15 protein-coding genes are annotated in these 20,647 nt (G+C 61.4%); 9 read left to right on the top strand and 6 right to left on the bottom strand.

The genetic code is table 11. The features are described from left to right. Positions 1 to 244 precede the first annotated feature (244 nt). On the top strand, positions 245 to 607 hold the full coding sequence (gene fliE / locus NH396_RS11845) for a flagellar hook-basal body complex protein FliE (RefSeq protein WP_253063919.1): 363 nt from the start codon (positions 245 to 247) through the stop codon (positions 605 to 607). A gap of 204 nt (positions 608 to 811) precedes the next feature. Here fliE and NH396_RS11840 read toward each other — a convergent pair whose 3' ends face one another. Continuing rightward, positions 812 to 2,020: a FliC/FljB family flagellin gene (locus NH396_RS11840; protein ID WP_253063917.1), complete on the bottom strand. Its 1,209-nt coding sequence runs from the start codon at positions 2,018 to 2,020 to the stop codon at positions 812 to 814. Positions 2,021 to 2,491: 471 nt separating this feature from the next. Here NH396_RS11840 and NH396_RS11835 point away from each other — a divergent pair, with 471 nt between their 5' ends. Then, positions 2,492 to 3,250, top strand: a complete 759-nt coding sequence (locus tag NH396_RS11835) for an RNA polymerase sigma factor FliA (RefSeq protein ID WP_253063915.1) — start codon at positions 2,492 to 2,494, stop codon at positions 3,248 to 3,250. A gap of 214 nt (positions 3,251 to 3,464) precedes the next feature. Here NH396_RS11835 and NH396_RS11830 read toward each other — a convergent pair whose 3' ends face one another. Next, the gene (locus tag NH396_RS11830; protein ID WP_253063913.1) at positions 3,465 to 5,066 is read right to left on the bottom strand and encodes an MFS transporter; all 1,602 of its coding nucleotides are present in this window, start codon (positions 5,064 to 5,066) and stop codon (positions 3,465 to 3,467) included. A 738-nt stretch (positions 5,067 to 5,804) separates the two neighbouring features. Here NH396_RS11830 and NH396_RS11825 point away from each other — a divergent pair. From NH396_RS11825 to NH396_RS11795, 7 genes are all read left to right on the top strand, one after another. Further along, complete coding sequence (locus NH396_RS11825) at positions 5,805 to 6,794, top strand: DctP family TRAP transporter solute-binding subunit (protein WP_253064047.1); 990 nt, start codon at positions 5,805 to 5,807, stop codon at positions 6,792 to 6,794. A gap of 244 nt (positions 6,795 to 7,038) precedes the next feature. Continuing rightward, positions 7,039 to 7,533 carry a TRAP transporter small permease gene (locus tag NH396_RS11820; protein WP_253063911.1) on the top strand — a complete coding sequence of 165 codons (495 nt, stop codon included), beginning with the start codon at positions 7,039 to 7,041 and terminating at the stop codon, positions 7,531 to 7,533. Beyond that, a complete protein-coding gene (locus NH396_RS11815; RefSeq protein ID WP_253063909.1) occupies positions 7,523 to 8,818 on the top strand; it encodes a TRAP transporter large permease in 1,296 nt (431 codons plus the stop codon). The genes NH396_RS11820 and NH396_RS11815 overlap by 11 nt, the downstream gene beginning before the upstream one ends. A 444-nt stretch (positions 8,819 to 9,262) precedes the next feature. After that, positions 9,263 to 9,505, top strand: coding sequence for a DUF1656 domain-containing protein (locus NH396_RS11810; protein ID WP_253063907.1), 243 nt, complete (start codon positions 9,263 to 9,265; stop codon positions 9,503 to 9,505). Between the two features lie 105 nt (positions 9,506 to 9,610). After that, entirely contained in the window at positions 9,611 to 10,591 is a 981-nt protein-coding gene (locus NH396_RS11805) for an efflux RND transporter periplasmic adaptor subunit (RefSeq protein ID WP_253063905.1), read from the top strand. Between the two features lie 3 nt (positions 10,592 to 10,594). Further along, on the top strand, positions 10,595 to 12,805 hold the full coding sequence (locus NH396_RS11800) for an FUSC family protein (protein ID WP_253063903.1): 2,211 nt from the start codon (positions 10,595 to 10,597) through the stop codon (positions 12,803 to 12,805). 193 nt (positions 12,806 to 12,998) lie between these two features. Next, positions 12,999 to 13,313: a hypothetical protein gene (locus NH396_RS11795; RefSeq protein ID WP_253063901.1), complete on the top strand. Its 315-nt coding sequence runs from the start codon at positions 12,999 to 13,001 to the stop codon at positions 13,311 to 13,313. A gap of 136 nt (positions 13,314 to 13,449) precedes the next feature. Here the strand turns inward: NH396_RS11795 and NH396_RS11790 are convergent, their stop codons facing one another. From NH396_RS11790 to NH396_RS11775, 4 genes are all read right to left on the bottom strand, one after another. Beyond that, on the bottom strand, positions 13,450 to 14,838 hold the full coding sequence (locus tag NH396_RS11790; RefSeq protein WP_253063899.1) for a GntP family permease: 1,389 nt from the start codon (positions 14,836 to 14,838) through the stop codon (positions 13,450 to 13,452). Between the two features lie 527 nt (positions 14,839 to 15,365). Further along, entirely contained in the window at positions 15,366 to 17,354 is a 1,989-nt protein-coding gene (locus tag NH396_RS11785; RefSeq protein ID WP_253063897.1) for a beta-galactosidase, read from the bottom strand. Between the two features lie 70 nt (positions 17,355 to 17,424). Then, positions 17,425 to 19,647 carry an alpha-galactosidase gene (locus NH396_RS11780; RefSeq protein ID WP_253063895.1) on the bottom strand — a complete coding sequence of 741 codons (2,223 nt, stop codon included), beginning with the start codon at positions 19,645 to 19,647 and terminating at the stop codon, positions 17,425 to 17,427. A 44-nt stretch (positions 19,648 to 19,691) separates the two neighbouring features. Further along, positions 19,692 to 20,618, bottom strand: a complete 927-nt coding sequence (locus NH396_RS11775) for an SMP-30/gluconolactonase/LRE family protein (RefSeq protein WP_253063893.1) — start codon at positions 20,616 to 20,618, stop codon at positions 19,692 to 19,694. Positions 20,619 to 20,647: the final 29 nt, after the last annotated feature.

The following is a 20,647-nucleotide window of genomic DNA, read 5'->3' as shown; positions in this document are numbered from 1 at the left end:
CTGAACTCGCAGCGGGTGATTCCAGCAAGCAGGGCGAAACAAGAAAATGATGGATCAACAATGTCGCGTTCCGCAGCGCCTTCTTGCGTAGGCTGGCCATTATCGAAGCTGAGCGCATATCCAATCAGACGAATAGCGTCGCAAAACAGGGGTATTAGTCACCTTCAGCCACTCGACTGACTGGTAGTCTGAGCCCCACTGAAAGCGGCAGATGAATGGCGCGCGTTGAGAAAGGAGAGACGAGATGGCGATTGAGGCAGTCGGCGCGGCGATGTCGTCCGCGATGACGGGCAGTCTGCAGCAGCTCGATCAGATGGCGGCGCAGGCGGCCGGGAGCAACGCTCAGCCGGTAGGCGCAGTGTCAGAGGCCAGCGGCACTGATGCACAGGGCTTTGCCGGCATGCTCAAGGATTCGCTGGCGCGCGTCAGCCAGTCACAACAGGTCGCGGCAGGCCAGGCCAAGGCCTTCGAGCTGGGCAGCCCGGATGTCAGCCTCGATCAGGTCATGGTGGCAGGCCAGAAGGCCTCGCTGGAATTCGAGATGACCGTGCAGGTGCGCAACAAGTTGCTCAGCGCCTACAAGGAAATCATGAACATGGCGGTGTGATTCATGTCCGCATTCCAATGAAAAAGGGCAGACGCGATGCGTCTGCCCTTTTTGTTTGCTGCTGCTTGATATCGCTGGCGGAGGTTGAAATGCACGAGCGATGTTAGCTAAAAGGAGCAATATCAACAAGGCCACCATCCTCTGCCAACGACCGGCCTGCCACTCTTGCTGAATGACAGGCCTATGCAGCATGTGAGCCAGAGATCAGCCCAGCAGAGACAGCACGTTCTGCGGCACCTGGTTGGCCTGGGTCAGCATGGAAGTTCCCGCCTGCTGCAGAATCTGTGCAGTGGTCATGCTGGAGACTTCTTCCGCGTAATCGGCATCCTGGATGCGCGACTGGGCAGACGCCAGGTTGGTTTCAGTGGTTGCCAGGTTGGTGATGGCAGAATCGAAACGGTTCTGCACGGCACCGAGGGCGGAACGCTGGCTATCGACCTGGGCCAATGCTTTATCAATTGCATCGAGAGGATTAGCTTGCGCCAAATCCGTAGTGCTAGTTTGGCCAACTTCACCATCAAATTCTTCGAGTTCATCCACTTCTGCTGTATCAGCGGCATCTACAGAAGCTACGTCAGCTACTGCTACATTGACGGCGCCGTTACTTCCACTCAATGTGACATACTCGCCATCTGTAGAGTATTTGACCTTCTGGTCTACGCTTTCGGAATCAGCGGTAGTTTTAATTCCTGCAGCAGTGGAGCTTGCTATATTAAATGTATCTTCTGTAGCAAACAATTCTCCATTTGTATCCTTGATAACATAGGTTCCAGTGCCTTCACCATCATTATCAAGTACTTCGTGGAGTGTGCCGCCACTTGGGGCTATGGCTCCATCCGCATCATTTTCAGTAATAGCTTCACTTAACGCGACATCGAATTGCTGTGTGACATCAAATGTATCCAAGCCAAGAGTTGACTTGTTGGTTTGTTGCAGTTTGATACTGATGGTTTCACCATCATTTGCACCTACTTGAATACTTAAAGAGTCATCGGTGTTCAGTACATCAACACCATTGAAGCTGGTTTGTTCAGAGATTCTGTCGATCTCTTCCATTCTCAGGGTGATCTCATCCTGAATGGACTGAAGATCTTCAGCATTGTTGGTGCCATTCTGTGCCTGGACAGTCAGTTCACGCACACGCTGCAGGTTATCGTTGACCTGATTCAAAGCACCTTCAGCGGTCTGGGCGACAGAGATGCCGTCGTTGGCGTTACGCTGCGCCTGGGACAGGCCGGTGATCTGGGAGTCCATGCGGTTGGCGATGGCCTGACCGGCGGCGTCGTCCTTGGCGCTGTTGATACGCATGCCGGAGGACAGACGTTCCATGGAGGTGTTCAGGGCGTTCTGGGACTGATTCAGGTTCTGCTGAGTCACCATGGAAAGGGTGTTGGTATTGATCACTGAAGCCATGTGTCACTTCCTGTCGTAATGGGGAGATAGATGGCGTGTCGCCAGTAACGACTCCTGTGCCGTTGCTTCAGTTATCGTCGCGGCGCGACAGAACTTTAGAAATTTTTTGCGGCCTTTTGACCTTTCTCATTTTGGCTGTTCCGCTGGCTTTCCTTGGGGGTTCTTCTTACGGGCGCTTCTCGTGACATCCTTGCTCCATCTTTGCTTCTTCCCCGCGACATTCTGTCGACCTGCTGGCGGGTGCCCTGCGTGTCTCGTCTTCTCTCGCTGTTTCCTCATATATGCCTACATGTCCGCCACTCCGAAGCACAATGGCGACGTAAGGCAGGAAAGCCGTCGCTGAGGGTAGCTATTCGAGCGAATGGTTTGTGGCGGGGGCGCGACAATACGCTGGGAACAGGAGTCCCGAGGATGGGGGCATGACCCTGAGTCAAACGACCCCGAGGGATGCAAGCGAGGACCAGGACGCCGATGTATACCGCCAATGGGCGCATGGCCCAGCAGGATATCTACACCGAGTATCAGCCGCTGGTGCGCCGCATCGCGCTGCAGTTGCAGGTGCGCTTGCCAGCGAGCGTCGATCTCGAGGATCTGATTCAGGCCGGCATGTTGGGGCTTTGTGAATGCGTGGGCCGCTATGAGCAGGGCCACGGCGCCAGCTTTGCCACCTACGCCAGTCAGCGCATCCGCGGCGCGATGCTCGATGAGCTGCGCTCGCGCGACTGGTTGCCGCGCAGTGTGCGCCGGGCTGGGCGCGAGCTTGAGAGCGTGATCCAGCAGCTGGAACAGAGCCTGGGCTATTCGCCCGAGGAGACCCAGATCGCCGCCGCCATGGGGCTTGAGCTGGAGGACTATCGCCGCCTGCTGCTGGACACCAACAACGGCATGGTGATGTCGCTGGACGAGATGATGGATGAGGAAGGCGGGCTGGCAGGTAGTCATGCCTCGCCTGAAGCGACGCCCTTCGCCACGCCGTTTGCCTTGCCGCATGATGCGCTGGAAGTGGCCGATACGCGGCGGGCCTTGAATGAGGCCATCGCGCGGCTGCCGGAGCGCGAGAAACTGTTGATGGCGCTCTATTATCAGGAGAAGCTCAACCTCAAGGAGATCGGCGCGGTACTCGATGTCACCGAGTCGCGTGTCTCGCAGCTGCATTCCCAGGCCGTGCGCCGTCTGCAGGGTGTGCTGGCACCGCATTTGGTGGCGCGGGCGGGCAAGCGTCGTTGCTGAGCCTCTATCCTGAGTCTCTATCGTTGTGAGTCTCCTTCGTTTCCCGAACAATATTCTCTCGCTGATCCGTCTTGCTGTTACGCCTGCCTTGTGCCTCCTGGCTCAGTTTCTCCTGTCTTAGTTTCGCTAGCCGCTATTTCGCCCGCTCCAACCAAGAACACCGCCCTGAGAGGCGGTGTTCTTGTGTATCACTCGAGCATGTCGTCAGACGTGATCAGTAGCTCTCACGCTCCGGCTCCGACTTGACGCGACGTTCCTCTTCGCTGAGATGCTGGGCCTGCTCGTCGATATGGCCATCCAGGTGCCAGTCGTCTTCCATGCCGGTGACGCGGTCGTTCATCACGCCTTCCTCATTGTCGACCTGCTGAACGACGCCTCCTTCTGCTTCGGAGGCCGCTTCCTGTTGCTGGGCAGCGAGCTCTTCCTCGCTGGGCTCCGGCTCAGGTTCGGCATCGAAGTCGAATTCCAGCTGACCGGTCTCTGGCTCGGTGATGGCTTCCTCGACCCAGGCGGCACTCAGCGGACTGGTGGTGGAGGGCGCCACCACATAGTGGCCGGGGTGATCGCCTTCCTCGGCCTCCAGCTCCTGACGCGGCTTGCTGGTGACACTGGCGGCCAGAATCACGATCAGCACGTGAATGGCGGTCAAGGTATAGAGGAAGCCGACGGCTCCGAAGCGCTCCATCAGTAGCCCCGCGGTGAGCGGGCCCAGAATCGCGCCGGCACCATGCATCAGCACCAGCGTGCCGCTGGCGGAGATGATCTGGGCCGTTGTCAGCAGATTGTTGGCGGCGGCAAGGAACAGCGAGTACTGGGTCAGGATCAGCCCGCCGAGGCCTGCACCCAGCAGCACCATGGTCATCATGCTGCCGCCACTGAACGGCACGCCACCGATGGACAACGCGATCGCCCCGAGACTGCAGCCCAGAATCACCTTCTTGGCCGACAGCTTGTCGGAGAGCTTGCCCAGCGGCCATTGCAGCAGTGCGGCCCCCAGAATGAAGGCGCCCATGAACCAGGAGACTTCCTGCACCGGCAGGCCGGCGCGGTCGGCATACACCGCGCCCATGCCGAAGACGGTGCCGTTGGCGATACCGGTGGCAAAGCCGCCCAGGGTGCCCAGCGGTGCCAGGCGCAGTAGACGCACCAGTCCCATGGCCTCCGGCTGCGCGCCTTCCGGTTGCGGTGAGGCGGACAGCAGCATCGGCACCAGCGCCAAGGACATGATCACCGATACCAGAATGAACAGCAGGTAGGTCTCCGGGTTGGCGACGTTGAGCAGCAACTGTCCGCCGCCCATGCCCAGATAGGTGATCACCATGTAGATGGCCAGCAGACGGCCACGCATCTGGTTGGTCGCCTGACTGTTGAGCCAGCTCTCCGCCACCACGTAGAGACCGGCGAAGGCGAAGCCGGTGATGAAGCGCATGGCGATCCATACCTCGGGCACCACATAGAGTGCGTGGATCAGAATGCACACCGAGGTGATGGAGGCCAGCGCCGCGAAGGTGCGCACATGGCCGACCCGACGCAGTTTGCGCGGTGCAAGCGTCGAGCCGAGCAGGAAGCCGGCGAAGTACGCCGACATGATGATGCCCGTCATGGTGTTGCTGAAGCCTTCCGAGGAGGCACGAATCCCCAACAGACTGCCCTGCAGTCCGTTGGCCAGCATCAGCATCCCCATTCCCAGCAGCAGCGACCACAGAACGACCGCTGCGCCGAGACTGCTGGTCGGCTGCAGTCGTTTGCGCGAGGTGTCGAGAGGCTCGGTCTCGAAGGTGGGAGTGGGTACGGCTTCCTGCTGGGGGTGCGGCATGGAAGGGGCCTCATCGGTCGGGGTCGGGACCGTGGGAGCGGTGCCGACGAGATGTCAGGTACGACACTTGCGTGCGTGATGTTGGTCAGTCGTGGTTGGTCCTTGCGGGAACGGCGCTCAGTCTACCGGCCGAATCCGGAGTCTGCGACCCGTGGTACGCCATTGCGTGGTTGAAAGGCGACATATCGTGAAATTTGTCTCAAGGATGTAATGGGGTGGATGAATATACAGTCCCTCATGAAATCATGACCCGACCCGGACTCGGGACACGCTGGCGCTGTAAAGGCACGGCATCATGCGAAGGAAAATATCGTCAAACTCCCTGCTGGCGGGGCCTGTGCGAGGGTTGGCCCTCTTGCATCGTTGGATACACTCCTTGGTGACACACGCTGATGACATCACATGGTCGAGCGTTTCGTACGCAAGAGGTCTCGGAAAATCCGTTGGGTGGATAGATATACAGTAATCGGTAATGCAGCGAGACAGCCTATGAGCGTCGAAAAAGCACCGATCTGTCGCATGGTCGAATGGTCAGCGACCAAAGTAGATGCGAATCTGCCTCTGGACACACTCAACAACATCATAATCAAGAGGTTATTCATGACCCTGACCGCTGTACACGCCAACGCTGGCCCCGCCCCTCGTCATCTGCATCACTGCACTTCGGATCATTCTCCAGCCCTTTCTCAAAGCCAGACCGCGCGCCCGCGTGTCACTGCCACGAGTCGCTCCGCCTTGATGGCTGGCGTGCTTGGCCTGGCCTTGCTGTCACCGCTGATGGCGAGTGATGCCGAGGCGCGCGAGCTGTCCGTCTCCACTGTGCTGTCGGATGCCTTCCCGTGGGGACAGGCGGCCGAGAAGTGGGCGGAGCTGGTAGAGGAGCGCTCCGGTGGTGAGCTCACCCTGCGCGTCTATCCGAACGCTCAGCTGGTGGCGGGGGACCAGACCAAGGAGTTCTCGGCCATGCGTCAGGGGCTGATCGATCTCGCGGTGGGCTCGACCATCAACTGGTCGCCCCAGGTACCGGAGCTCAATCTGTTCTCGCTGCCATTCCTGATGCCGGACCACGCCGCCATCGATGCGCTGACCCAGGGCGAGTCGGGCAAGCAGGTCTTCGCCACGATTGAGTCCAAGGGCATCAAGCCGCTGGCGTGGGGCGAGAACGGCTTCCGTGAGGTGTCCAACTCCTCGAAATCGATCACCTCGCCGGACGACTTGAAGGGTCTGAAGATTCGTGTAGTGGGCTCGCCGCTGTTCCAGGACACCTTCACGGCGCTGGGCGCCAACCCGACCCAGATGAGCTGGGCGGATGCCAAGCCGGCACTCACCACCGGCGCGGTGGATGGGCAGGAGAACCCGCTGTCAGTGTTCGATGTCGCGCGCATCGATCAGGTCGGTCAGACCCACCTGACCCTCTGGCACTACATGGCGGACCCGCTGATCTTCGCCGCCAACCAGCGTGTGTGGAAGTCGCTCAGTGAACAGGAGCGCACGCTGCTGACCGAGACGGCCAAGGAAGCGGGTGCCTGGGAGATCGCCATGAGTCGTGAAGGCAATGCCCAGCGGCTGGCGGACATCGAGGCGCGCGGCGTGAATGTCGTCAAGCTCGATGAGGATGCGATGCAGACCTTCCGTGACGCCACCCAGTCGGTCTACGAAAGCTGGACACCGAAGATCGGTGAGGCGCTGGTCGAGACGGCACGTGCCGAGGTCGAGGCCTCGCGCTGAGTCTGCCAGGGCCATCATCGCCGCTGCTCACTGAGCAGATGACATCGGGAATAATGCGGTCTGTGCGCGTTATTGAGTGAAGAACCACGCCGGGGCCTGACAGCCTCGGCGTTCGTGTGGATCGCGCGTCATGTCGCAAAAGTCGCAACAAACCTCTCAACAAGCATCACCGCAAACGTCGCAACGAGCTCTGCAAGACAGCGCCAACGGAGCGCCTGCCCCCGCGGACAGGCCACCGCCACGCGTGCGGCCGGAGTCCTGGCTGGCGGCGTTGGCGCTGGGACTGATCGGTATCATCAGTCTGGCCAATGTGGTGGTGCGTTATGCCACCGATGCCTCCTTTGCCTTTACCGAGGAATTCTCGGTCTTCCTGCTGGTGTTGTTGACGCTGGCGGGCGCCTCGGTAGCGATTCGCCGTCAAGCGCATATTCGTATCGCATTGCTGGAAGACGTGCTGCCGTTGCCGCTCTGGCGATTGGTCGTGGTAGTGCAGACCCTGGCAGTACTGGTCGTACTGGGGCTGGTGGTGTGGTTCGGAGGCACCTTCGCGCTGGAGGAGTATCAGTGGAACTCGCTGTCACCGGGGCTGGGTCTGCCCAACTGGTGGTATGTGATCTGGCTGCCGATATTGGCGCTGGCGATGGCCTGGCGTCAGCTGCAGCAGTGTGTCGAGCGTCTTTCGCAGGGACCCGGTCAGAATGCGTTGTCAGAGCACAAGGAGTCAGATCATGAGTCCTGATCTCTGGTTGCTCGCAAGCTTTGCCGCCCTGTTGATACTCGGCGTGCCGGTGGCCTTCGCGCTGGGGCTCTCGGGTGCGGTGGGTATCGTCGCGGGGCTGCCGGTCAGCATGCTGGCCACCCTCGGGACCAATACCTACAACAGCATCGCCAAGTATCCGCTGATCGCCATTCCGCTGTTCATCCTGACGGGGCTGGTGTTCGAGCGTGCCGGTGTGGCAGCGCGGCTGGTTCGCTTCGCCCAGGCGCTGATCGGCCCGCGTCACGGGGGGCTCGCGTTAGTGGCGGTGCTGGTGTGTCTGATCATGGGCGGCATGAGTGGTTCCGGCCCGGCGGATGCCGCCGCGGTGGCGATGGTGATGATTCCCAGCATGACACGGGCGGGCTATCCCAAGGCGTTCTCGGCGACGCTGATTGCGGCCTCGGCCTCCACGGCGATCCTGATCCCGCCGTCCATCGCGTTGATCCTCTATTCCATCGTGGTGCCGGGGGTGGATCTACGTGCGCTGTTTGCTGCGGGCCTGACTCCGGGCTTGCTGGTGGGTGTGGCCTTGCTGCTGCCGGCCTGGTTCCTCTCGCGTCGCTATCGCTGGGAAGACCCGACTCAGGTCGAGCGTATCGCGCTGGGTCCGGCGTTCCGCGCAGCGATCCCGGCCCTGCTGGCACCGGTGATCATCCTCGGCGGACTGCGCTCAGGCCTCTTCACGCCCACGGAAGCGGCGGTGGTCGCGGCCGCCTACGGGCTGTGTGTGGGGCTCTTCATCACCCGTGAGCTCAAGCTCTCCCAGGTGTGGGAACTGCTCAGGGAAGCAGCGGTGATCTCGGGGGTGGTGATGCTCATCATTGCGCTGGCGGGCATATTTGCCTGGGCGGGCACCATGCTGGGCACCTTCCGCCATCTCGCTGAATGGCTGATCACGCTGTCGGATAGTGGAACGACGCTGCTGATTCTGGTGATGGTGGCAGTGCTGATCGCCGGGATGCTGCTGGATGCGGTCTCCATCTACCTGATCCTGATGCCGGTGCTGATTCCGGTGATGCAGCACTTCGGCTGGCATCCGGTGTGGTTCGGTATCCTGCTGGCGATGAACATCGCGATCGGGCAGTTCACCCCGCCAGTCGCGGTCAACCTGATGGTGACCAGTAGCGTAGCCGGAGTAAGACTCGAGAAGACGGTCGGGTGGGCGATGGTCTTCGTGGTAGCGATGCTGGCGGCGTTGGCGGTGGTGATGCTATTCCCTGAGCTCGCCTTGTGGCTGCCACGCGTGCTCGGCTACGCGGTGTAGTAGACCCTCACGATCATCAACTGATGTCTTCACTGTGCGAAATGAAACGGCTTGCCTTATGGGCAAGCCGTTTTGCGTTTCAGGCCACCTTGGCCGCTGCTACCACCTGAATACCTGGTGTCCAGGCTGATTGTCCCGGTTAGCGCTCAGCCAAATGGAGAGCGGATTCTGGTCGCGCGCTGTGCAAGGAATGGGGTGATTCTTCTCACGCAACGGTGCACGGCGGTGAAAAATGTTAGCCTGCATATATTCTCAGCGATGAAGCTGCCCTCAAGATTCGCGCAGTGGAACAGTTCACCCGCGGGCCTTGAATGAACGCCAGGCAGCCACCATCGTTGAACGCTGATTGCACGCATGGCAGTCGCTATACAGCTATCGCTTAAAGAAAGCCCGCTCTCGCATACGCAAGCCAGCTCTCGCATAACGCAAGTCAAGGACATCTCGATGAAGGAAATCTCCGCAGGCAATGATGTTGGGTCTGGCTTCAATGCGCTGCATGAAATGGTGGTCGGGGAATTCCTGATCAGCCCGATGTTGGTCTATGCCCTGGTCGCCTTGCTGGCGGCGGGTATCATTCGCACGCTGCTGCATCGTCTGCTGGCCAATCACGAGCTCTGGTTCGAGGCCTGGTTCGATATCTCGCTGTTTGTCATCTGTCTGGCGGCGGTGGTAGCCCTCGTGACGTGACGTACGTCATTGCCCCAGCGTCTCGCCATTCGTCATCTCGATTTCCCCGCGAACCCTTTCGTGCCACCCATTTTCCCCAGCCCCTCTATTCCCCAAGGAAACCGCATGCGCAACCTGCGACACAAAGCCGTCAAATGGATCATTACTCTCTGTCTGGTGGCGGCTGCAGCCTGGTGTGCCGTGTGGCTGTGGAATACCTACATGTACAGTCCCTGGACGCGTGACGCCCGGGTGCGTGCCGAGGTGATCACGCTGAGCTCGGATGTCTCCGGCTGGGTGCGTGAGCTGAATGTGGCGGATACCACGCGGGTCAAGGAAGGGGACGTCATCCTTCAGGTCGATCGTGCGCGCTACGAGGCCGCGCTCGCCAAGGCCAAGGCCAGTCTGGCCAGTGCCAAGGCGACCCTGAGCCTGAAGGAGCATGAGGCCAATCGTCGTGGTCGCTTGACCAATCGTGCCATCAGTGAGGAAGAACGCGACAGTGCGCGCCTGGAAGCCGAGGTTGCCCGCGCTGATGTGCAACAGGCCGAAGCCGCGGTGCAATCCGCGCAGCTGGATCTCGATCGTACGCGTTTGGTGGCACCCGCCGACGGCAGTATCCTCAACATGCATCTCAGTCAGGGCAATTACGTCACGGCAGGAACGTCGGTGATGGCACTGATCAAGGATGACTCCTTCTACCTGAGCGCCTACTTCCAGGAGACCAAGCTGCAGCATGTGCGTCCAGGCGATCCGGTCCAGATCACGCTGATGAGCGGCAATGAAGACTTCAAGGGGCGAGTCGTGGGGATCGGTCAGGGCATCGCCGATGACAATACCGCGACCAATGCCCAGCAGCTGCCTCAGGTCAGTGCCACCTTCAGTTGGGTGCGTCTGGCGCAGCGCATTCCGGTGCGGGTGGAGTTCGATGATATCGAGGCGGTGCGTGCCTCAGGTGTCAATCTTGCCGCCGGCATGACGGCGAGTGTCAGGCTGATCACTGCCGAAGATGGCAATGATGAGACGACGCAGGCCAAGGCGGCACCTGTCGAGGCGGAATCGGTCGAGACAGCTCAGGCCGTCCAAGACGAAGACGGGAAGCACTGATCCATGTCTCCCGCTCTGGCTGCCTTCCTCAGGCCTTCGCCGTTCGCGCTCAAGTTTGCCACCAAGGGTGTGCTGGCGATGGCGCTGGCCCTCTACGCTGCCTTCTTCTTTGATCTCGATCGACCCTATTGGGCGCTGATCTCGGCGGCGTTTCTGCAGACACGTCCGATGTCGGGCATGGTGGTCGAGAAGGGCATCTGTCAGGTTACGGGAACCTTCGTCGGTACCTGTGTGGCCGTGGTGATCATGGGCTGCTTTGCCCAGGTGCCCGAACTGGCGCTGGGTTCGGTCACGCTATGGATCGGGCTATGCATCTATGGCGCCTCGCTGACACACAATAATCTGTCCTATGGCTGTGTGATGGCGGCGGTGGCCTGCATGATCATCGTGGTGCTGACGTCCTCGGCGCCGGATGACTTCTTCTCGGTGGCACTGGCACGTCTCAGTGAGCTGAGTCTTGGCGCGTTGTGTGCCGTCGTCGTGAGTGCGCTGGTCTGGCCGATCCGCGTGCGCGATCATCTCGGCAAGCTGTCGGATACGGCGGTGAACGCCACCTTCCGCTATATGGCGCTGGCCTTCTCGATGCCGTTAGAGGTAGGCAAGACTACTGGACGGCAAAAGGATCAGCATCAGGAACGCATGGCGATGCTCGAGCAGATGATGACCGGGCTGGATGCGCTCAACAATCTCGAGATCGATGCCCACTCAGCGCGTTATGAAGGCCCCCAGGGCAAGGGGCGCATACGTGGTGTACACCTGCTGACGCGGCGAAGCATGCGTCTCTACGCGACCCTCAAGGCCCTGCACCAGCTGCGTCATCCCGAGTTCTTCGTGCCATCACAGCGCGATGACGGTGAGAAAAGCGCAGCGCCTGGTGAGCTTGGCCAGACCCGGAGACAGGAAGCCGAACGCTTCAGCCAGCCGACGCAGGAGCTGATGCAACGCCTGGGTGCGGCCTTTCAGAGCATGGCAGACAGCCAGGGCACGGCTCAGGCCCGCAAGACGCTCAGGGAGCTGCGCGGCGAATGTCTACGGCTGTCACGCGGTCAGCGAAGCATTACCGCGCTGGAGGCTCGGCTGCTGTTCAGTCTGCGTGAGGTACTGGGGCATGCGCTGGTCATCTTGCAGGCACGTGAGGTCATCAATCATCCCGGCCGACATCAGCTGCGTCAGCCGAGCATGAGTTGGCACCGCGATCATGGTCGCGCCGCCATCGATGCGCTGCGTGCGATGACCATCTTCAGTGCCACGGCGATCTTCTGGCTTGCGACGGCATGGGACAACGGTGCGGTGGCCATGCTGCTGGGCACGCTGTTCTCGGGTATCTTCGTCAGTCGCGGTGATCCGGCACCGATCATTCCGATGGTGCTCAAGGGCTTGCTGCTGGCGGTCCCGAGCGTATTGCTGTTCGGCAATGTCATGCTCAGTCACGCCCAGCATTTCGTGCCCTTCGTGATCATCTTCAGTATTCCCCTGTTCCTCGGCCTGATGGGCTCCGTCGTGCCGGCGCTGGCGGGGATCGCCTTGCCCTTCGTGGTATTCAATATTCTGCTGGTGATGCCGGACAACGGTATGACCTTCGATGTCGCCTATACCCTCAATCGGAGTCTGGCAGCCGGGATCGGTCTGATCGTGACCATCATTGGATTCCGCCTGATCCCTGTGCCGGGAGCCGGTTGGGACAAGCGCCAGCTGATTCGCGCCACGGCGAGTGATATTCGTGAGCTGGCGGAGCGCTCTACCGAACGCCTGGACAGCTGGTTCGGCGGCCGTATGGGCGACAGGCTGTTGCGGCTGGCCCGGCATGAGCAGACTCGCAGTCGTGAACAGGAAGCGCGCCGCAGTGGCGAAACGGCAAACGGCCAGCCCGATGCTGCACAGGAGCAAGTGCTCGGAATGCCGCTACTGACGCTGGGCCTGACAGGGATGGATATCGGACGCGGCATAGGCTTCGTGCGGCGGGAATTGGGCAACGATGTGCCGCGCCCGGTACAGCACGCCTTGCGCGAATTGATCCATGCGCTGGCGGATGACTATCAGCGCTGTGCCCGAGGGGAGAGCCCTACCAGAATGCGTGCGGCCGGCGATCGATTATGCGAACTGATCGAGCAACATCACACCATGAGTCGCCACAAGCAGGCGCTGCTGGCGGGCTGGCTGACGCGGATTCATCTGACTCTGCAAAGCGATGCATTGCGTCAGCAGCAACAGTGATATCGGCTGCTATCTGACAGTAACTTGCCAGGATATTGAGTTGATAACCGGTTGAAGGATGTTGTTTGCAGGTTGCATTAAAATATCTGCATAAATCAGCAGGAAGTATGTCCTATGAGCTATGATTAAGTGGCAAAGCTCAAGAATGGGCAAAACGGTGAGCGCCTTGATTCAGGAGAGAGCCATGGCTTTCATGAACGATATCAGTAAGAGTGGGCGCAATGTTCCCGAGCGTTTTCGGCGCGTGACCTTCACGACGCAATATCTGCATGAGTTGAATCTCTATGTATTGCCGGCAAGTGAGGTATTGTTGCGCATCTCCCAGGCGGGCGAGGACCTGATGCTGCTGCAGTTCGACGATGAGTTTCATGCCGAATTCATTGCCTCGCGTATCGTCGAGTGGGTCGCCGAGAATCCCGGCGCCGACCGCGATGACTTGACGCTGTGGATCAAAACGCGGGCACGTCATGAGACGCTGGACCCGAAGCGGGCTCACCACGTCTATTGAGATGTCGGCGCGTCGCTGGCCAGCGTGATTGCTCAACAAGAAGGCCACCCATTCGGGTGGCCTTCTTGTCATTGGCCTGGCCTCACTTTGCTCCACTCATGTTCGAAAACTTCCCACAGTTGTGGAGCTTTAGGGCTCAGAAGCTTCCGACCAGGCTGCCCAGGGTCACGACGGCAATCAGGGCCAGCATCGGGAAGGCGACCGTCATCATGAACATTTGGCCGTAGGATTGGCGGTGAGTCAGCTTGCAGATCGCCAGCAGGGTGATGACCGCGCCGGAGTGCGGCAAGGTGTCCATACTACCTGCCGCCAGGGCCGCCACGCGATGCATCAGCTCCAGGTCGATGCCGGCATTGACGGCCATCTCGCGGTAGGTCTCGCCCAGAGTCGAAAGCGCAATGCTCATGCCGCCGGATGACGAGCCGGTGATGCCGGCCAGCACGTTGACTGCCACCGCTTCCGAGATCAGCGGGTTGGCCGGATACAGGCCGAGCACTGCCTCCTTGACCATCGCGAAACCGGCCAGGCTGGCGATCACCGCGCCATATCCCACCTCTGAGGCAGTATTGAAGACAGGCAGCATGGCGCCGAAGCAGCCATTGTTGACGGTGGTCTTCAGGTCGGCCCACTGCTTCCAGCGTGAAATGACCAGCCAGGTGGAGGCGAAGGCCAGCGCGATCAGGATCGACCACATGCCGGTGGCGCCCGCCGGGTCAAGCTCCGGGAAGGCCTCGCTCAGGTAGGAGAAATCGATGCGCGGGAAGACGAAATAGGTCAGCAGGGCATTCAGGCCGATGACCATCACCAGCGGAATCAGCGCCGTGATCATGCCCATCTGTGCGGCGGGCGCCGGGGATTCCTCAAGCGCTTCGTCCTTATGGACCCCGTAGCCTTCCCCCTGTGCCTGAGCCTTGCTGGCACGTCCCTTCAGCCACCAGGTACCCAGCCCCAGCATGATCAGGCCTGCGATGATGCCCAGGCCTGGCGCTGCAAAGCTGTTGGTCTGGAAGTAGGGGATCGGGATGGCATTCTGGATGGCAGGCGTGCCGGGGAGTGCCGTCATGGTGAAGGTGAAGGAGCCGAGAGCGATGGCCGCGGGCAGCAGTCGCTTGGGCGTGCCGGTGCGCTGGAAGAGCTGGGCGCCAATCGGGTAGACGGCGAAGGCAACCACGAACAGCGAGACGCCCCCATAGGTGAGTAGTGCACAGGCCAGGACCACAGTCAGGATCACATGGCGCGTCCCCAGGCGTTTGACCAGACCTTCGGAGATGGCATGCGCGGCCCCGGAATCGGCCATCAGCTGGCCGAACAGGGCGCCGAGGATGAACAGCGGGAAGAACTTGGCCAGATAGCCGCCCAGCTGGCTCATGAAGGTCACGGTGTAGCTGGGCAGCAGGACGGCTGCATCTCCGGACAGTACTACGGCGAGGGCGGCCATCAGAGGGGCAAGCAAGAGAACGGTGATACCGCGGTAGGCCAGGAACATCAGCAGCCCGAGCGATATCAGAATGGCAAGAATACTCATGGGGGTATCTCGTAGTTGGCGTTATCGTAGTCGTGGGTCGTCTGCCATGAACGACGGTTGTCCTGTCTACAGGTGCGTGGCCTGTTGTTTTTGCTATTTATTGGCTTATATACAGAGACATCCAGCACACTAGAGATTGTCTGACATGAGAACAATTCGCCTTAAGTGGCAGCGCTGTGCGGTCAGTGAGCACACAAGGGTAAACTCCATCTGGCCTTGCGCTGCGAATGAAAGGCCATTTCACATAAAAAATATACCGTTATCTTTGGTCTGCTTTATATCGACGATGTGGCAACCTTAATCGGCCGGTAAGCAGGGGGGCAGCACGCTGTTGTAATCACTCATGAAGCCTGGGTAGGTGACATGCGGACTCAGAATAGCTGTCCAGAATAGTTGTACAAAAAAGCGGCGCCCGAAGGCGCCGCGGCAAGTGATCGAACAGTCTGCCGGTCGCGAAATCCGAGAGATGTCCTGCTTTCAAGCAAAGTCGATTTTCGCGTTGAATGAGTGGGCAGTAGTCGCCTCACTCAGGGGCGCTGTTCGTCACTGAACCAGATACAGACATCAGCGGGTGCCAGCGCCCGGTTACCGGCCAGCAGCCCGCTGTCATTGACGAGGCCTTCCGGCAGCCAGCGCGGCTCGGGGGCATAGTTGAAGGCGAAGCAGAGCGGCCCGCGACGCCGCAGACGCACGCCATCGGGCAGCGCATGGGTGGTGATGCCGCAGGCCTGACACTCCGCCTGCAGCATCGCCACCAGGCTGTCTTCACTCAACCATGCGGTCAGATAGCTGACACCGCGCTGATGCAGGATGGCGGGTTCGCCATCCTCGAAGCGCGTTACCACCTGTGCGCGGGTGCGCTGATGATCAAGCAGATCGCGCCAGCGCAGGGCATGACCGCGTGCGCCGTTGCTCAGGGTGATGGCGGGCTCAGCGCCTGGCCGCAGGCCATCGACTCGATCGACCGTGATGCCCGTCAGCTCGCTGAGTGCGCCGGGTGCCAGTTGCGTGGGTATCTGAAACTGCGGCGTACGCGAGCCGGAGCGTGCGCCGATCATCACGCGACTGCCTGAATCGCGCGCCGCGCTCAGACGTGCCGCCAGTGCCTCATCGGCGATCACCTGACAGGGCAGCACGACCAGCGGATAGCCACTGAGCGCATCGCTCGGTGAGACGATATCGACATCAAGCCCGAGTCGCCGCAGTGCGCTGTACCAGCTCAGGTACAGCTCAAGCGGGTTGAAGTTCTCGGAGTGGGGTTGGATCTGACAGGCCCAGATGGAGGCGTAATCGAACATCAGGGCGACGGGCGCCTGCTGGGCAGCCGTCGAGTTGTGTTCTGCCAGTACTTGAAGCTCATCGCGCACCTGCAATAGTTCCGGCCAGGCCGAGGCAGGCGAACCATCCGGGCGTAGCAGACCAGCATGCATCTGCTCCTGGGCGAAGGGTGCCTGACGCCAGCGGAAATAGGAGACGACTTCGGCACCATGCGCGAAGGCTTCGTGGCTCCACAGTCGTACCATGCCGGGCAAGGGCGCGGCGTTGCTGATCGCCCAGTTGACCGGGCCGGGCTGCTGCTCCATCACCCACCAGCGGCCCTTGCACATGGCGCGGTAGAGGTCGTGATGAAAGCCGGCAAAGTCCGGGTGACCTTGCTGACGATAATGGGCCTTGGTGGCACCGTCATGGGCGCCACGTTCCAGAAAGCCCAACGGGTAGCTGTCCCAGCTGGCGATATCCAGATCACGGGCGACATCGAAGTGATCGAATTCGGTGAACAGGCCCATGAAGTTGTGCACGATATCGCCGCTGACGCCCGCGGCACGCAGGGTGTCGACCTGCAGGCGGTTGTATTGGACCACCATGTCGGAGCAGAAGCGTCGATAATCGAGCACGATGGCCGGATGCGGTTCGGTCACGGTGCCGACGGGCGCCTCGACCTGGGAAAACTCGCTGACCTCCATGCTCCAGAACACCGTGCCCCAAGCCTCATTGAGGGCCTCGACCGAGCCATAACGCGCCTCGAGCCATTCTGGGAAGCGGGCGCGGGCGGCCGCGGAGTAGCTGAGGATGGTGTCATGACAGCCGTACTCGTTGTCGGTCTGCCAGGCGATGATCGCGGGATGGTTTGCGTAGCGCTCGCCCATCAGGCGCACGATGCGCTCACTCAAGGTACGAAACGTCGGCGAAGAAAAGCAGTAATGACGACGCGAGCCATAGCCACGCGTGTCGCCATTCTCATCGACGGCCAGAATTTCCGGGTGGGCGTCCACCAGCCACTTGGGCGGTGTCGCCGTGGGCGTGCCCATCACGATCTTGAGACCGGCCGCCGCCAGAACCTCGACAGCCTCATCCAGCCACTCGAAGCGCAGGTCACCCGCGCTGGGTTCCAGGCGACTCCAGGCGAATTCGCCGATACGCACGACACGAATGCCGGCTTCCATCATGTCGCGAGCATCCTGCGGCCAGCGATCACGTGGCCAGTGTTCCGGGTAGTAGCAGACACCGAGCTGCATGGGGGTCATCCTTGATGCTGAAAATGGGGAGCAAGCGCGGCGCAGGCCATCACGGCCGGCGCCGCACGGGTCATGCCGTAACCGCGTGAAGGTGAATCAGGATTGCCTGGTCGGGGTCCAGCACCGGCAGGGCAAGGCCTTCACGCATCAGGTACTCACCGGAGACGACGACCGGCTCGCCGGCCTGTTGTCCGCTGATCCACGCGGGTAGCTGCTTCATGCGTCGCTCCGGGTGCTCCGGCAGTTCCAGCAGCTCGAGCCGGTAGGCCGTGTCGGCTTGCAGGCCGGTCAGCGGCTGGGCGGCGGGCACGGCGTGACGAGGCATGGCCAGCTGGCTGATGCTGAAAAGGGCCTGCTGGCCATCCTGACTGACCACGCCGTGGGCATGCTGATTGTCATCCAGGCAATCCAGGCGCCAGCTTACACCGTTGTGCAGCAGGCCACGCAGCGCCTTGTAACGCGCTATCCAGCCGCGCAGTTCACTGCGCTCCGCCTGATCGAGCTGGCTGACATCCAGCTCCAGCCCCAGATGACCGAACAGCGCCGTGGAGGCACGGAAGGCAAGCGTCGTGCGGCGTGAGGTGGTGTGAGCGTGTTGCGGCCCGATATGCGCGCCCAGAAGCTCCGGCGGCAGTACGCGACTGGCCCCGCGCTGGATATGCGTGCGCTCGTGGGGGTCGTTGCAGTCAGACGTCCAGACGCGATGGGTGTGCCGCAGAATGCCGTGATCGGTGCGCGCGCCACCCGAGGCGCAACTCTCGATCTCGACGCCGGGATGCGCCTTTCGCAGGCGGGCCAGCAGTGAGTAGAGCGCGCTGACCTGAGCATGGGCGGCAGGCTTGCCACGTCCTTCCTCCGCCTGGCCTCCCGCGTGGGTCAGGTCGCGATTCATGTCCCATTTCAGATACTTGATCGGGTATTCGCTGAGCAGCGCATCGAGACGCGCAAACAGGTAGTCACAGACCTCGCGGCGGGTCAGGTCCAGCACGCATTGATAGCGTCCCAGTGGCTGCTCACGCCCCTCCAGCCCGAGAATCCATTCCGGATGGGTGCGGAAGAGTTCACTGTCCGGATTGACCATCTCGGGCTCGACCCACAGGCCGAATTCCATGCCGTGCGCTTGTACGGACTCGATCAGCGGCCCTAGCCCCTGCGGGTACTTGCCGGCATCCAGATACCAGTCGCCCAGGGCGGCGCGCTCGCCATCCCGGCCGACGAACCAGCCATCATCGAGCACGAAACGCTCGGCACCGACCTCACCGGCGGCAACGACCAACTCTTGGAGGCGCGTCGCATCGTGATCGAAGTAGAGCGCTTCCCAGGTGTTGACGTGTACCGGGCGCGGCTTGTCAGCCACCGGCCAGTCAAGGCGCGCGCGCAGGGTGCGATGCATACGCTGACTGGCGCCATTGATACCAGTATCCGACCAGGCCATCACCACTTCCGGGGTGGTCACGCTGTCGCCGGCGGCCAGCATCTGCTCGCCGGGCAGTAGCAGGGCGCCCATCTGCAATTGGGTGCTGCCATCGAACTGACGCTCGATCAGGGCGCGATGGTTGCCGCTCCACGCCAGATGCGCGGTGATGACTTCGCCACGCTGCTCGCTGAAGCCTGGTGTGCCGGTGATCAGTGTCGGCACACGTTGATGCGAGCTGCGGCCGCGACGGTTCTCGAGCGTGAAGGTGCCTTCGCTGAGACGATGACGCGTCTCGGTGAATTCCTGCACCCAGCGGCCACCGAAGCTCAGGCATTCCTCGAAGCGGACCGGCAGCGGCAGGCAGGCGGCCGCCAGCCATTCGAGCCGGTAGGGCGCTGAAGACTGATTGGTCAGGGTCGTCTGCTGACGCAATACGCCCTCGTGGGTGACGGTCAGCGCGAGCAGCACTTCCAGCTCGCTCAAGCTGTCGCGAAGCGTCAGGCGGGCGTGAGCGCCGGAGGCATCCGTCGAGCAGGCCACATCGCTCAGGCGCATCGCCGTCAGCCAGTCGCGGCCTTCGCGATCACCGATCAGCGCCGGATAGCCGGCAAAGCCGAGTCCGGCATCATTGAACAGGGTGTTCGGCGGCAGCTGATCCAGGCTGGCCTGGGGCGTGGCAGCACCGCTCATCAGGCGGTGCTGAGCCGGATTGATGGGCGCGATGCGCCCGAAATGGGCCAGCTTGAGCAGGCCATCGGCGAGATCCAGCTGCAGCTGGATGCCATCGGTACTCAGGCTCAACCACTGCTGATCACTTGACCAGGTCGCGTCAGGCGCAGCCGAAGGTCGGGAGGATGGGGCGTCTGCGGTCATCATGAGAGGTCCAGAAATAAAGAAAGATCAGAAAGGCAATGGCAGTGTCAGCCCAGCACCAGCGGTGGCTCTGCCAGTCCCTTGAAACCGTGCGCTGACAGGTCCAACGCGAAGAGGTCACCATCACCCGCCGCCTGATCCGGCGTGGCCATGCCTTCATGCGCCGTGGTGACATACAGCGTGCTCAGCCCCTCGCCACCGAACAGCGGGCACGAAGGCTGGCTGACCGGCAGCGCCACATGGGCAATTTCCTTGCCGTCGTGGTCCAGCCTTGCCACGCGGCCGGCCCCCCAGAGCGCAATCCACATATGACCATCGGCGTCGATCACGGCGCCGTCCGGGCCACCTCCGGCATCCCGCAGGTCGGCCCAGACCTCAGGGGCGTTGTATTCACCTGCCGAGGTGAGTGGCCAGCCATCGGCGTCCAGCTGCCAGCGCATCACCTGGCCGGTGACGGTGTCGGTGAAATAGGCGAAGCGGCCATCGGGTGAGAAGCATAGGGCATTGGGAATGGTCAGCCCCTTGAGCACTCGGTGCAGCTCTCCGCGATGCAGCCGATAGAGGCTGCCGGCACCGCTCTCGGCGTTGCAGCCCATGCTCGAGAGCCACAGACTGCCGTGACGATCGACCCGCGCATCATTGCTGCGCGTGGCCGGCGCTGCGTCCGCCTCGAAGGGCATGAAATCCTCCACGGCGCCAGTCTCGGGGGTGAAGCGCGAGAGCATCCCCTCTGCGACCAGCAGGTAATCGCCGTCTTGGGTAACGGCTGCATAGGAGGTGCGGCGCGCAAGTTGAGTGATGACGTGATCACTACCGTCAGCGGCCGCGTGATGCAGCTCGCCAGCGAGGATGTTAAGCCAGCGCACCCGCGCGGGCAGGGCCTTTGTCGTGGGCGTCCAACCCGGTCCTTCGCCCAGCTCGCAGCCACTGGCGACGAGGCGCTTGGCAGTGCCGAGGGAGGGTGATGCCGTCATCTACTGCTCCTTTTTTTGGTAGCCATTCT

It is taken from the genome of Cobetia sp. Dlab-2-AX (assembly GCF_024124625.1).
In the GTDB taxonomy this organism is placed as follows: Bacteria; Pseudomonadota; Gammaproteobacteria; order Pseudomonadales; family Halomonadaceae; genus Cobetia.
The sequence above is the reverse complement of the archived record's forward strand: the minus strand, read 5'-3'. Positions and strand labels throughout refer to the sequence as shown.

Excerpts from the sequence above, each read along its gene's own strand:
- NH396_RS11815 (WP_253063909.1), top strand. The coding sequence starts at position 7,523 with ATGAGTCCTGATCTCTGGTTGCTCGCAAGCTTTGCCGCCCTGTTGATA.
- NH396_RS11790 (WP_253063899.1), bottom strand. The coding sequence starts at position 14,838 with ATGAGTATTCTTGCCATTCTGATATCGCTCGGGCTGCTGATGTTCCTG.
- NH396_RS11810 (WP_253063907.1), top strand. The coding sequence starts at position 9,263 with ATGAAGGAAATCTCCGCAGGCAATGATGTTGGGTCTGGCTTCAATGCG.
- NH396_RS11800 (WP_253063903.1), top strand. The coding sequence starts at position 10,595 with ATGTCTCCCGCTCTGGCTGCCTTCCTCAGGCCTTCGCCGTTCGCGCTC.
- NH396_RS11835 (WP_253063915.1), top strand. The coding sequence starts at position 2,492 with ATGTATACCGCCAATGGGCGCATGGCCCAGCAGGATATCTACACCGAG.
- NH396_RS11805 (WP_253063905.1), top strand. The coding sequence starts at position 9,611 with ATGCGCAACCTGCGACACAAAGCCGTCAAATGGATCATTACTCTCTGT.
- NH396_RS11785 (WP_253063897.1), bottom strand. The coding sequence starts at position 17,354 with ATGCAGCTCGGTGTCTGCTACTACCCGGAACACTGGCCACGTGATCGC.
- fliE (WP_253063919.1), top strand. The coding sequence starts at position 245 with ATGGCGATTGAGGCAGTCGGCGCGGCGATGTCGTCCGCGATGACGGGC.
- NH396_RS11775 (WP_253063893.1), bottom strand. The coding sequence starts at position 20,618 with ATGACGGCATCACCCTCCCTCGGCACTGCCAAGCGCCTCGTCGCCAGT.
- NH396_RS11795 (WP_253063901.1), top strand. The coding sequence starts at position 12,999 with ATGAACGATATCAGTAAGAGTGGGCGCAATGTTCCCGAGCGTTTTCGG.
- NH396_RS11825 (WP_253064047.1), top strand. The coding sequence starts at position 5,805 with ATGGCTGGCGTGCTTGGCCTGGCCTTGCTGTCACCGCTGATGGCGAGT.
- NH396_RS11830 (WP_253063913.1), bottom strand. The coding sequence starts at position 5,066 with ATGCCGCACCCCCAGCAGGAAGCCGTACCCACTCCCACCTTCGAGACC.
- NH396_RS11780 (WP_253063895.1), bottom strand. The coding sequence starts at position 19,647 with ATGATGACCGCAGACGCCCCATCCTCCCGACCTTCGGCTGCGCCTGAC.
- NH396_RS11840 (WP_253063917.1), bottom strand. The coding sequence starts at position 2,020 with ATGGCTTCAGTGATCAATACCAACACCCTTTCCATGGTGACTCAGCAG.